The sequence below is a fragment of the Mesorhizobium sp. CO1-1-11 genome (assembly GCF_020164995.1).
GTDB classification, from domain to species: domain Bacteria; phylum Pseudomonadota; class Alphaproteobacteria; order Rhizobiales; family Rhizobiaceae; genus Mesorhizobium; species Mesorhizobium australicum.
This window is the reverse complement of sequence record NZ_JAIUHE010000018.1, coordinates 21,501-33,892: the sequence shown is the minus strand read 5'-3', so window position 1 is coordinate 33,892 and position 12,392 is coordinate 21,501. Positions and strand designations below refer to the sequence as shown.

13 protein-coding genes and 1 pseudogene are annotated in these 12,392 nt (G+C 63.1%); 6 read left to right on the top strand and 8 right to left on the bottom strand.

Annotated features, from left to right (window positions below):
- Positions 1 to 49 precede the first annotated feature (49 nt).
- Entirely contained in the window at positions 50 to 1,105 is a 1,056-nt protein-coding gene (locus tag LB554_RS21035; protein ID WP_140721060.1) for a sugar phosphate isomerase/epimerase family protein, read from the bottom strand.
- Between the two features lie 400 nt (positions 1,106 to 1,505).
- On the opposite strand from LB554_RS21035, the gene LB554_RS21030 reads away from it, so the two are divergent.
- The 5 genes from LB554_RS21030 (at position 1,506) to LB554_RS21010 (ending at position 5,770) form a co-directional block, all read left to right on the top strand.
- The gene (locus tag LB554_RS21030) at positions 1,506 to 2,393 is read left to right on the top strand and encodes a sugar phosphate isomerase/epimerase family protein (RefSeq protein ID WP_140721057.1); all 888 of its coding nucleotides are present in this window, start codon (positions 1,506 to 1,508) and stop codon (positions 2,391 to 2,393) included.
- 60 nt (positions 2,394 to 2,453) lie between these two features.
- Entirely contained in the window at positions 2,454 to 3,623 is a 1,170-nt protein-coding gene (locus LB554_RS21025; protein ID WP_140721054.1) for a mandelate racemase/muconate lactonizing enzyme family protein, read from the top strand.
- A 2-nt stretch (positions 3,624 to 3,625) separates the two neighbouring features.
- Positions 3,626 to 4,345, top strand: a complete 720-nt coding sequence (locus LB554_RS21020; protein ID WP_015315641.1) for a FadR/GntR family transcriptional regulator — start codon at positions 3,626 to 3,628, stop codon at positions 4,343 to 4,345.
- A gap of 14 nt (positions 4,346 to 4,359) precedes the next feature.
- The gene (locus tag LB554_RS21015) at positions 4,360 to 5,340 is read left to right on the top strand and encodes a hydroxyacid dehydrogenase (RefSeq protein ID WP_224586881.1); all 981 of its coding nucleotides are present in this window, start codon (positions 4,360 to 4,362) and stop codon (positions 5,338 to 5,340) included.
- Between the two features lie 94 nt (positions 5,341 to 5,434).
- The gene (locus LB554_RS21010) at positions 5,435 to 5,770 is read left to right on the top strand and encodes a hypothetical protein (RefSeq protein WP_224586741.1); all 336 of its coding nucleotides are present in this window, start codon (positions 5,435 to 5,437) and stop codon (positions 5,768 to 5,770) included.
- Here the strand turns inward: LB554_RS21010 and LB554_RS21005 are convergent.
- Complete coding sequence (locus LB554_RS21005) at positions 5,759 to 7,090, bottom strand: amidase (RefSeq protein ID WP_015315638.1); 1,332 nt, start codon at positions 7,088 to 7,090, stop codon at positions 5,759 to 5,761. The two genes, LB554_RS21010 and LB554_RS21005, sit on opposite strands and share 12 nt — an antisense overlap.
- Positions 7,091 to 7,205: 115 nt before the next feature.
- Between LB554_RS21005 and LB554_RS21000 the strand changes: the two genes are divergently transcribed.
- The gene (locus tag LB554_RS21000) at positions 7,206 to 7,553 is read left to right on the top strand and encodes a GFA family protein (RefSeq protein WP_015315637.1); all 348 of its coding nucleotides are present in this window, start codon (positions 7,206 to 7,208) and stop codon (positions 7,551 to 7,553) included.
- 38 nt (positions 7,554 to 7,591) lie between these two features.
- On the opposite strand, the pseudogene LB554_RS20995 reads toward LB554_RS21000, so the two are convergent.
- From LB554_RS20995 to LB554_RS20965, 6 genes and pseudogenes are all read right to left on the bottom strand, one after another.
- Positions 7,592 to 7,819: pseudogene (locus LB554_RS20995) on the bottom strand (MFS transporter); the annotation flags it as partial.
- A gap of 223 nt (positions 7,820 to 8,042) precedes the next feature.
- Positions 8,043 to 9,146, bottom strand: a complete 1,104-nt coding sequence (locus tag LB554_RS20985; protein ID WP_224529012.1) for an ABC transporter ATP-binding protein — start codon at positions 9,144 to 9,146, stop codon at positions 8,043 to 8,045.
- Positions 9,146 to 10,249, bottom strand: coding sequence for an ABC transporter ATP-binding protein (locus LB554_RS20980; RefSeq protein WP_140618969.1), 1,104 nt, complete (start codon positions 10,247 to 10,249; stop codon positions 9,146 to 9,148). Before LB554_RS20980 ends, LB554_RS20985 begins: the two co-directional genes overlap by 1 nt.
- Positions 10,246 to 10,476: a hypothetical protein gene (locus LB554_RS20975; RefSeq protein WP_015315634.1), complete on the bottom strand. Its 231-nt coding sequence runs from the start codon at positions 10,474 to 10,476 to the stop codon at positions 10,246 to 10,248. The genes LB554_RS20980 and LB554_RS20975 overlap by 4 nt, the downstream gene beginning before the upstream one ends.
- On the bottom strand, positions 10,473 to 11,432 hold the full coding sequence (locus LB554_RS20970; RefSeq protein ID WP_015315633.1) for a carbohydrate ABC transporter permease: 960 nt from the start codon (positions 11,430 to 11,432) through the stop codon (positions 10,473 to 10,475). Before LB554_RS20970 ends, LB554_RS20975 begins: the two co-directional genes overlap by 4 nt.
- Before the next feature lies 1 nt (position 11,433).
- Positions 11,434 to 12,339, bottom strand: coding sequence for a carbohydrate ABC transporter permease (locus LB554_RS20965; protein WP_224586739.1), 906 nt, complete (start codon positions 12,337 to 12,339; stop codon positions 11,434 to 11,436).
- Positions 12,340 to 12,392 lie beyond the last annotated feature (53 nt).

The window sequence follows — 12,392 nt, the reverse complement described above, 5'->3', positions numbered from 1 at the left end:
TTCTCCCTCGTGTGAGATACCCCTCCCCCGAGGGAGAGGGAAAGCCGTGTCAAAATCCCATCATGGCGCGCAGCAGCTTCTTGTCCGTGGTGCCGGCGGCGAAATCGTCGAATGCCTTCTCCGTCACCCGGATGATGTGGTGCTGGATGAAGGGCGCCCCTTCGGCCGCACCATCCTCCGGATGCTTCAGGCAGCATTCCCACTCCAGCACCGCCCAGGAATCGTAATTGTACTGCGTCAGCTTGGAGAAGATGCCGCCGAAATCCACTTGCCCGTCGCCGAGCGAACGGAAGCGGCCGGCGCGGTTCGTCCAGCTCTGGTAACCAGAGTACACGCCCTGCCGTCCAGTCGGATTGAACTCGGCGTCCTTGACGTGGAAAGCCTTGATCCGCTCGTGATAGATGTCGATGAATTCGAGATAATCGAGTTGCTGCAGCAGGAAATGCGAAGGGTCGTAATTGATGTTGCAGCGCTTGTGGCCACCGACCGCGTCGAGGAACATCTCGAAGGTCGCCCCGTCGAACACGTCCTCCGAAGGATGGATTTCGTAGCCGACATCGACACCATTGTCTTCATAGGCGTCGAGGATCGGCTTCCAGCGTTTGCCGAGTTCGCCGAAGGCTTCCTCGATCAGTCCGGCGGGGCGCTGCGGAAAGGGATAGAGGTAAGGGAAAGCCAGCGAGCCGGTGAACGACACCGACACATTCAGCCCGAGATTGCGCGATGCCTTGGCACCGAACTTCATCTGTTCGACAGCCCATTCCTGTCTCGCCTTCGGGTTGTTGTGCACCGACGGCGGCGCGAACCCATCCATCTGCGCGTCATAGGCCGGATGCACCGCCACCAATTGCCCCTGCAGATGCGTCGACAGTTCGGTGATCTCGACCCCGGCGTCAGTGCAGATGCCCTTCACCTCATCGCAATAGGCCTTGGAAGACGCCGCCTTCTTGAGGTCGAACAGGCGCGCGTCCCAGGTCGGGATCTGCACGCCCTTGTAGCCGAGGCCGGCGGCCCATTTGGTGATCGACGTCAGCGAATTGAACGGTGCGGCATCACCCGCGAACTGCGCCAGAAACAGTCCAGGGCCCTTCATTGTCGTCGGCATCGGCATCCTCCTCGTTTGTCACGACCAAGCATAGCGCCTGATGAAAGCAGGGCCAGTCACTTTGGTCTTTATCGCGTCGGACGCTCTGCCGACACCGCCATTCTGGTATGACCAAATAAGGCAATCTGGTCAAGCCTTGGAATGCGCCGAAAAGGCACTCCGAAAGCCCAAAATAACGGCACATATTGCAATGTAATCAACAAACTAATTCACCCTGAAAGTTGCGTCGCCACAGTTGTTGCCGTCTCAAGGAATTTGCTGTAGACCTCATTTCAGACCCAATTGGTCTAACCAGTTTGCAGTAAAAGGCTGGGGATGCCTTGGGGAGGAACCCTTGCGTCGTCTTCCGGCGATGCATGTCGCAGGCAAACCATACGGACGAATCTGGGAAGGACAGACCATGCATCTTTCGACGCACAACTGGATGCGCGCGGAACCGCTTGAGACGACGCTGAAGCGCATCAAGAAATTCGGCTATGAGTCGATCGAGATTTCCGGCGAGCCCGCGCAGTACAAGACCAAGGAGACACGGGCGCTGCTGAAGGAGCATGGCATCCGCTGCTGGGGCGCGGTGACCTTGATGCTGGGTGAACGCAACCTCGCCGCCAGGGACCAGGGCCAGCGCGAGCGCTCCGTGCAATACGTCAAGGACGTGCTGACGATGGTCGGCGAACTCGATGGCGAGATCATCACGCTGGTTCCGGCAACCGTCGGCAAGGTGGTCCCGGACGGTACCGAGGAAGAGGAATGGAAGTGGGTGGTCGACGCGACCCGCGAATGTTTCACCCACGCTAAGACGGTCGGGGTCAAGATCGCCGTCGAACCGCTCAACCGCTTCGAAACCTATCTGTTCAACCGCGGCGCCCAGGCGCTGGCGCTGGCTGACGCGGTCAGCCCCGAATGCGGCGTCTGCCTCGACGCCTACCACATCCACATGGAGGAATTTAACGTGCATGACGCTATCCGCCAGGTCGGAAAGCGCCTGTTCGACTTCCATGTCGCCGACAACAACCGCTTTGCCGCCGGCCTCGGCCAGATCGACTGGCCAAGGATCGTCGCCACCTTGAAGGAAGTCGGCTACGACGGCGCACTGACCAACGAGTTCGTCGCCCCGGTCGACCGCACGCCGGCAGCACCCTATCCCGACATGGTCGAGCGCCATCCGGTCGATATCTCGCCCGAGCAGCTGAAGTTCATCCAGGACCATGGCTCCAGCGTGCTGACCGAGAAATTCTACACCGACCAGATGCGCATCACCGCCGAAACACTGCTGCCGCTGATCAAATAGTCGACTGCCGCTGGGAAATTTGTCCTTCCGCCCCGACCGGCGGCAGGGCTGGGGAAAAATATGCGCATCAAGACAGTCCAGGCCTGGTGGGTCCGCGTGCCGATCGAAGCCGCGAAGCAGCATCGCAGCGACTTCGGCCAGGTGACGACCTTCGACGCCGCCATCCTGCGCGTCGAAACCGATGACGGGCTGGTCGGCTGGGGCGAAGGCAAGAACGCGGCCGGCAGTGCCGGCAGCTACGGCGCACTCGTTCACATGCTGAATCACGAGGTCGGGCCGCAGTTGATCGGCCGCGATCCGGCCGACATCGGAGTCATCTGGGAGATGCTCTACAACGGCGTGCGCCATGAGAGCGCCGCCCGCGCCGGCCACGCCATGCCACAACTGGCGCGGCGTGGCATGAGCGTCGCCGCCATCAGCGCGGTCGACATCGCGCTCTGGGACATACTGGGCAAGTCGCTGGGCCAGCCGGTCTGGCGGCTCCTCGGCGGCCGCAAGGTCGATCGCATGCAGGCCTATGCCTCGGGCGGCTGGGCCTCCGCCGATGCCATCGGCGAGCAATTGAAATCCTATATCGCCAAAGGCGGCTTCAAGGCGTTGAAGATGCGGGTCGGCGCCATGGACGGCGCGGCACATGTTTCCGCCGCCCGCGTGCGCGCCGCGCGCCAGGCCCTCGGCCCCGACATCGAGCTGATGGTCGACGCCCATGGCACCTATACGGTAGCGGAAGCCAAACGCTTCATCCATCTCGTCAACGACCTCGATCTCGCCTGGTTCGAGGAGCCTGTTATCGCCGACGATAAGCTAGGCATGGCCGAAGTGCGCGCCTCCGGCGCCGTTCCGATCGCCACCGGCGAAAGCGAGGCGACACGCTATGCCTTCCGCGATCTCGCCGTTCTCAAGGCCGCCGACATCTTCCAGCCCGATCCTGCCTTCTGTGGCGGTATCAGCGAGGCGATGAAGATCGGCACCATCGCCAGCGCCTTCAATTTGCGCTTTGCGCCGCATCTGTGGGCCGGCGCGCCCTGCTTCTTCGCCGGGCTGCATGTCTGCGCCGCGTCGCCTTCGAGTTTCACCGTCGAGTATTCGCTCGGCGCCAACCCGATGATCCACGATCTGGTCGAAGAGACTGTCGAAGCCCAGGACGGTATGATAGCGATCCCGGAAAAGCCCGGACTGGGATTCACCGTTTCGGAGCGATTCCTGGAGGCGCACGCGCAACGCAATTGACGATGAAAGAAAAGAACCTTCTCGCGGAACTCGCCGCCTATCTGTTCTCCCACTCGGACAAGGAGAGCGGCCGCACGCCGTCGGAACGCGAGCTGGCCGAGCATTTCGGCGTCAGCCGTGGCCAGATCCGCGAAGCGCTCGCCATCCTCGAGGCCATGCGCATCGTCGAGCGCCGCGCCAAGTCCGGCATCTACATCGACACCAAGCAGGCCAGCGTCGAGGCGCTGGCGCTGTTCGCACGTGCCGGCCTGCCGCTCGATCCCTTGCAGATCTATGAAACGGTCGAGTTGCGCAAGATCCATGAGATCAAGGCCGCCGAGCTTGCCTGCTCGCGCGCCACCGAGGAGAATTTCGAGCGCCTGCGCGAAATCCTCAAAGCCTCGGAAGACCGCATCGCCGCTGGCGAAGGTCTGGCCAAGGAAGACCGCGAGTTTCACCTCGAGATCGTGCGCGCCACCAAGAACAGCGTCTTCCACAACATCTGCAGCGTCTACTATCTGATGGGCGAGCAGCGCCTGCCGATCTATTTCAACGATCCTGAACGCAGCGTGCGCTCGCATGCCGAGCACGTGCAGATCTACGAGGCGCTGCTGCGCCGCGACGGCAATCTCGCCCAGGCGCTCATGAGCGCCCATCTGCAGGGCGCGGAAAGCTACTGGAAGGGCCTGATCGAGGGCGGCATGGCGGCTTCGCCCGCGGGCGCGGCACTCGAAAAGGCCTGACCGTGACCCAGACCGTGCCAAAGATCCTGTCGACGCATCCGCTGCACCCGCGCGCCACGGCCAAGCTGGCCGGCGCCGGTCAGCTGGTCATCGCTTCGGCGCTCGACCCCGGCACATTGACGGGGGAGGCCAAAGATGCCGACATCGTCATCGTGCGCGCGCCGCTGCCGCCGGCGCTGTTCGAGGGTGCATGGAAGCTGAGGGCCGCGATCCGCCATGGCGCCGGGCTCGACATGATCCCGATGGAAGCGGCCGCGGCGGCCGGCGTGCTCGTGGCCAACGTGCCGGCGGTCAATGCCCGCTCGGTGGCCGAGCATGTCATGTTCACCGCGCTTGCACTGCTGCGGCAGTTCCGCCGGGTCGACCGCGACCTGCGCGCCAAGGGCTGGCTGGCCGGACGCGAGCATGCCAATGCCAATATCGAACTCGCCGGCAAGACCATCGGCATCGTTGGTCTCGGCGCCGTCGGGCAGGCGGTCGGCCACATCGCCGCACACGGCTTCGACCTCAAAGTGGTGGCAACGACACGCAGCATGCAGCCGGCGCCGGAAAAGGTCGGCTTCCTGTCGATTGACGCGCTGGTCGAGCAGAGCGACATCATCGTGCTCTGCTGTCCGCTGACGCCGGAAACGCGAGGCCTGATCAGGCGCGAACGCATCGCCCGCATGAAACCCAACGCACTGCTGATCAACGTGTCGCGCGGGCCGGTCGTCGATGACGACGCGCTGATCGAGGCCTTGCGGGAGCGTCGCATCGGCGGCGCCGCGCTCGACGTGTTCTCGACGCAGCCGCTGCCGCCAAACCATCCCTATTTCGGCTTCGACAACGTCATCGTCACCCCGCATATGGCGGGGATTACCGAGGAATCGATGATGCGCATGGGCGTCGGCGCGGCCGGCGAAGCCTTGCTGGTGCTGGCGGGCAAACTGCCGGTCAATCTGCGCAATCCAGAAGTGGTCGATCACTACCGGCGTCGCTTTCCGGCGCAGATATAGCATCGCGGTTTCGCCCCAATTCTCCGCGACGTTGCGAGCGATGTCCGGTCTTCGCCTTGCAGTTCTGATTGTCGCAACTTCGTCCATCTGCACCTTGCCGGCATTCGCAGCGGCCGAGAGCAGCTATGTCTATTGCGACAACGGACTACGCTGCTTCAAGGCGCCCTGCCCGTCGAACAGCGCGCTCGACCTTGCCACCGGCACCATCACCAAGGGCGTGTCGATCGACACCAGCGGATTGCCGCAGGCCGACGAGGCGATAACGGCCCAGTCCGACGTGCTTTATAGCGGAAAGATCGTGGTCAGGGGCTCGATCGAGCACCGCATCCAGACCTTCACCGGCAAGGAATACAGCCTGCCTTGGCTGGTCGCGACCCGCATCGTGCGCACCGCCAAGGACGGCGAACGCAAGCACTGTTCATCGCACTGATCCGTCATCCATGACTCGCTGCCGATCAACCCCCAGCAGCCTCTCCACCGACACGGCGATCCGCAGCAGATGCCGGTCATGGCCATTGCGCGCCACGAGCATCAGCCCCATTGGCAGCGATGGCCCCGGCATCGGCAACGAGATCGCACAAAGGTCGAACTGGTTGGCGACCTGGGTGTTGCGCAGCAGCAGGCCTTCGGTGCGGTCACGCAACTCGGCATCCTCGGCCATGGAAGCGATGGCCGGCGCCGTCACCGGTGTGGCTGGCAACGCCAGCACGTCAACCGATGCCAGCCGCTCATCCATGGCGGCGGCCAGCGCGGCACGGCGGCGGAGCGCCCTGATATAGACCGGCGTCGGCAGCAGCGCCGCCCGCGACAATGGCCCGCTGACATGCGGGTCGACCGGCACGGATGCGCCTGTCGCCAGCCAGTCGGCATGCACTTCCGCGCCCTCCATCGCCGCGATCGATCCGCGCCTGGTGGCCGCGCGCAGATCCGCGATCATGTCGTCGATCGACAGATCCGTAATGTGTGCGCCAGCCTGTTCGATCTTGCCAAGACAATACTCGAAGGCGGATCCAACCTCGCCTTCCGTGTCGCCGAAAAGAACGCCGCGCGGAATGCCGATGCGAAGCCCGGCGAGTGGAATGGCCACCAACTCCTTCGGCGCTTCGCCGGCCATCACCGCGTCGGCGGCGGCGCATATCGAGACGGTTCGGGCAAGCGGTCCGACCGAGTCCAAAGTGCCCGAAAGCGGAAAGGTGCCAGAGAGCGGGACGCGCCGTGCAGTCGGCTTGAAACCGACGACGCCGTTGAGCGCCGCCGGAATGCGGATCGAGCCGCCGGTGTCGGAGCCGATCGAGATGTCGCTCGTCCCCTCGCCCACGGACACGCCGGCGCCCGAGGACGACCCGCCTGGAATGCGGCTGGCATCAACGGCGTTGCCTGGCGTGCCGTAATGCATGTTGTCGCCGATCGCGGTGAAGGCGAACTCGGTCATGTTGGTCTTGCCGATGACGACCGCACCGGCTTGCCGAAGCCGGCTGACGATGGCGGCGTCGCGCTGTGCCGGCGCGGCGGTCTTGCGCATCAGCGACCCGGCCGTGGTCGGCTCGCCGGCGACATCGAACAGGTCCTTGATCGAGACAATGGTGCCGTCGAGCGGGCCGAGTGTCACGCCCACTCTTTTGCGGGCATCGCTGGCGTCAGCCGCGACCCGCGCCGCTTCGGCATAGAGCTTCGTAAAGACCTTCTCGTCCGCCGCACGGTTGGCAAGACGTGACAGGATGATTTCGAGGCGGTCGCGGATTGGTTGCATGTTGGTGTCGGACTCCGCCAGGATGGAACGTCTTTAAGGCAAGCAGCCGTTGGGACTGCAGAAGGGATAACCCGGCCAGCGTGCCTTTGCACCTGCCAGCGACAGGAAGATACTGATGCTGTACAAAGGCAGCTGCCATTGCGGCAAGGTTGCGTTCGAGGTGGAGGGCGAACTTGAGGGCGTCGTGCGCTGCAATTGCTCGATCTGCGCCCGCAAGGGTGCGCTGCTATGGGCCGTGCCACACGACAAGCTTACGCTCGTCGCCTGGGGCGATGACCTCGGCCGCTACACATTCGGCGAAACGAAGATAGCGCACCGCTTCTGCCGAACCTGCGGCATCCATCCTTTTGCCGAGGACACCAGCGAAGGCGGCGAACGCAGCGCCTACATCAACATCAATTGCGTCATCGGTCCCGACCCGTCCACCTTGTCGATCTTCGAGTTCGACGGGCGGGCCGTCTAAGCTTCCCATCATCCCCTATAGGTGGCTGTTGCGAGAGACTATTCGGCCTTTGGGCCGCGCAGGAACACCGCGATGGCCGCCAGCAGCGTCGCGGCGCCGCAATAGGCAAACGCGCTGCCGACACCGGCATGGTCGACCAGCAGCCCGCCGAAGACGGCGCCCATCGCAATCGCTACCTGGAAGGTCGCCACCATCAGGCCACCGGCGCTTTCAGCCTGGTCGGGCGCTGCCCGCACCAGCCAGCTCTGCAGCTCTACCGGCACGCTTGGGATCACTGTGGGGCGAAAGGGCCAAAGGCGCTGCCGGAACCTTGCTGAAAGTCCCCGGCAACTGGCGGTGAAGCGACCAAGGTCGAACTGCCGTCTGGATCCTATTGGACGCAGAAAGCCAATGAGATGCATGACGACGCCTGCCTCTCGGAGACGGAATGCGTGATCCTGCTGATCAACGACACGCCTTACGAGACCTACCTGCCGAAATAGCCGCGCCCTATGATGCGTGCCGCAGGCTGACACCACTGCCCTTGTCGAACAGCACCACCTTGTCGGGATTCCAGGCAAAGCGCACCGGTTGCTCGATCGCGACATCGGTCCTGGCCGGCACCGTGGCGCGAAGCGTTGTATCGCCGACCCGCAGCGTCAGGATCTTTTCCACGCCATGGTTCTCGACGTCGTGGACACGGGCCTCGACCGGTGCGCCGCTTTCCAGATAGACATCCTCCGGACGAATGCCGAAGACGAGCGGGCGACCGTCGGTCGCCGCACTCGCCCCAGCCCCCGTAAAAATTTTGGCCCCCCCCGCGAAGGGCAGCTCGAAATTCAATGGCGCCATCACCGCGCGGCCGTTAACCAGCCTGCCGTCGATGAGGTTCATCGGCGGCGAGCCGACGAAGCTCGCCACATAGGTGTCGCGCGGATTGTTGTAGATCTCGTGCGGCGTGCCGGTCTGGATGATGCGGCCATGGTTGAGCACGCCGACCTTGTCGCCCATCGACATCGCCTCGATCTGGTCGTGGGTCACGAACAGGAAGGTGGCGCCAAGCTGTATCTGCAGGTTCTTCAACTCGGTGCGGAGCGCCTCGCGCAATTTGGCGTCGAGCGCCGACAGCGGTTCGTCCATCAGGAACACGCGCGGCTTGCGCACGATGGCACGGCCGATGGAGACGCGCTGCATCTCGCCGCCGGACAGGCGGTCGGTCTTGCGGTCGAGCAGATGCTCGATCCGCAGCGTGCGGGCGGCGCGGTCGACGCGGTCCTTGATCTCGGCATCCGGCAGCCGGCGGATCTTCGGCTTCAGAGGAAATTCGAGGTTTTCGCGCACCGTATAGCGCGGGTAGAGCGAATATTGCTGCAGCACCAGCGCCACGTCGCGCTCGGCCGCGCCCCAGTCGGCGACGTCGACGCCGTCGATGAAGACCTGCCCCTCGCTCGGCTTCTCCAGGCCGGCAATCAGCCGCAGCGTCGTCGTCTTGCCGGCGCCCGTCTCGCCGAGCAGGACAAAGAATTCGCCATCGGCGATGTCGAGGTCGAGCCCGGTCAAGGCCGTGTGGTTGCCGAAAGTCTTGGAGATGTTCTTGAGCTGGATATGGGCCATCAGAGCCTCACCTCAAGCGACTTGCCGCTTGCCTTGTCGAAGAAATGCGCCTGGGTCGGATCGATTCGGGCAAACACCTTCTCGCCCGGTCCGGCAACGAAGCCGCTCTTCGTGCGGGCCCGCAGCATTTTCGAGCCAACCTTGAGGTCGACGATGTCGAAGGAGCCGAGCGGTTCGACGATCTGCGTCTCGACGGCCATGAAGCCATCGGCCGCGTCACGACGAATGAGGACGCCTTCCGGCCGGATGCCGAGTGCGAGTTGGCCGCTGGCGTGGCCGTTGAGTTTCGACAGCAGCGCCCGCGGAAACTCGAAGCCGGAAGCCGCTCCACCAACGGTGACCGAGGCCGATGACGTTGTTTCGGCAACCGCCGCGTCGGCGACATTCATCACCGGGCTGCCGACGAATTGGGCCACGAACAGGTTGGCTGGACGCGAATAGACCTCGTCGGGCGTTCCCACCTGCTGCAGCACGCCCTCATGCATGATGACGATACGATCCGCGAGGCTCATCGCCTCGATCTGGTCGTGCGTGACATAGATGGTGGTCGAGCCCTGCTTGATATGCAGCCGCTTGATCTCGGCTCGCATCTCCTCGCGCAATTTGGCGTCGAGCGCGCCGATCGGCTCATCCATCAGCATCGCCTTTGGCCGCCGCACCAGCGCTCGGCCGATCGCAACGCGCTGCATGTCGCCGCCCGAAAGCGCCGACGGCTTCTTCGCCAGCAGATCCGTTATCTGCAGCGTCTTGGCAACCGAGCGCACTTCCTGGTCGATCTCGCTTTTGCTCTTGCGCGTGGCACGGAGCGGAAAAGCGATGTTCTCATAGACGCTCATATGCGGGTAGAGGGAGAATGATTGGAACACCATGGCGATGTCGCGGTCGGCGGCTTTCAGATGCTGGACCGGCTTGCCGTCGATGAGGATGTCGCCCTCGTCGATGGTTTCCAGTCCGGCGATGGCGCGCAACGTCGTCGTCTTGCCGCAACCGGACTGGCCGAGCAGGACGATGAACTCATTGTCCGCGATCTTGAGGTTGAGGTCCTTGATGACCTGGACGGCACCAAAGAATTTCTGGACGCCGCGAAGCTCGATCTGGGTCAATGCTGTGCTCCCGGATTTCGCGCGTCCCCGGCATGACCGGTGCCGGCCTGTTCCTCGGGTGCGATCTTCGAGGTGATGTTGAAGCCGATCAGCCCGATCAGGATGATGGTCAGGCCGTAGGTGTGCAGGGTCATGTTCCAGGGCTGGCAGAGGGCCACGATGCCGAGCACCATGAGTATCTGCGAACCCGGTTCCAGATATTTCTGATTGATGGCGCGAAAGCTCATTTGCGGATCGCTCCGAAGGACATGCCGCGCAGCAGATGGTTGCGGAGCAGGAAGGTGAAGATGGCGACCGGCAGCAGGAACAGGAAGGTGCCGGCGGCTATCACCGTCCAGTCCGGCAGGCCCGAGCCGACCTGGCTCGGGATGAACGGCGGCGCCGTCTGGGCGCGGCGGTTGGTCATGATCAGCGCGAAGGCGTATTCGTTCCACGCCGTGATGAAGCAGAAGACAGCGGTGGCGGCGATGCCGGTGGCGGCCTCCGGCAGCACGATCTTGAAGAAGGCTTCCATGCGTGTGTAACCGTCGACCAGTGCCGCCTCCTCATATTCCTTCGGGATTTCATCCATGAAACCCTTCATCAGCCACACCGAAAAGGACAGGTTGAAGGCGGTGTAGAGAATGATCAGCCCGATGTGGGTATCGTTGAGGCCGACCGCGCGGTACATCAGGAACATCGGGATCGCGACCACCACCGGTGGCAGCATGCGTGTCGATAGGATGAAGAAGAGCAAGTCCGCCTCCCCCTTTACCCTGAAGCGCGAGAAGCCATAGGCGGTGAACGTGCCCATGCCGACGGCCAGCACCGTCGAGGTGATGGCGATGATCAGCGAGTTCAGGAAGCGGCTCGGATAGCCCGACCACTGCACCTGGCCCTTGCCGTCGCGCACGATCTTTTCGCCACCGTCGAAGACGACGCGCTCCCACCATGGGGCCGCCGCGTACTCTTCCGGCGATGGTGGACTGCGCAATTGAGAGCGCTTGGTGAACAGCTTCACGAACGGCGATATCTCCGGCTGGAAGACGACGGTCGGCGGAATTGTGGTGGCAAGATTGCGCGGCTTGAACGCCGTCGAGGCGATCCAGTAGATCGGCGCCAGGAAGATGATCGTCACCAGCAGCACGGCGACTATGGCGACGCGGTTGAAGGTGATTTCGGAAGAAGTGCGGACGGCCGCCATCTCAGCGCTCCTTCACCTTGTTGAGATATTTGACGTAGATGTTGGTGATCGCCAGCACCATGATCAGCACGATGTAGGCCATCGCGCAGGAGCGCCCGGTCTGCCATTCCTGGAACGCCATCTTGTAGAGCCGGATCGAGATCAGCTCCGCCGTCGGCTGGCTGGTCAGGATGTAGGCGAGATCGAAGGTCTTGAAGGCTTCCATGGTGCGGAAGATGACGGCGATCATCAGGATCGGCGCGACCAGCGGCAGGGTGATGCGGAAGAAGGTGTAGAACGGCCCGGCGCGGTCGATCGCGGCGGCCTCATAGAGATGCTTCGGCACCGCCGACAGCCCGGCCAGCGACAGCAGCATGACGAAGGGCGACCACATCCAGATGTCGGTCAACGCAACGGCGTAGAGCGCCATCTTGGGGTCGGCCAGCCACTCGAAATTGCCGAGCCCGAGCGCATAGTTGATAACCCCCCATGACGGATCGTAAAGCAGTTTCCAGAACAGCCCGACCACCGCCATCGACAGCATCATCGGCAGCAGCAGCAGCGTGGTGATAAGACCCTTGAGCGGAATGTCCCGGTTGAGCAGCATCGCCACGCCGAAGCCGACAAGCAGCTGTCCGACGACCGAGACAATCACGTATTTCGCCGTGATGGCGAAGTTCGACCAGACATAGAGGTCGTTGAGCAGGTCGCGATAATTCTGCAGCCCGACGAAATTCGCCGGCGCATTGGTCGACGCGCGGAAGTCGGTGAAGGAATAGCCGAGCGAGTAGATCAGCGGAAAAATGTTGAAGACGATCAGGAACAGAACCGTCGGGATGATGAAGAGATTGCGGATGGAGATATCGCTTAGGCCGCGTGCCGCGGCGCGCGAAGATCTGTCGAGGGTGGTGATCATCGTGGTCGCCAAGACCCTGCTCCCGGTTCAAGAAAAAGAAACGGAGGAGGCGACACCGCCCCCTC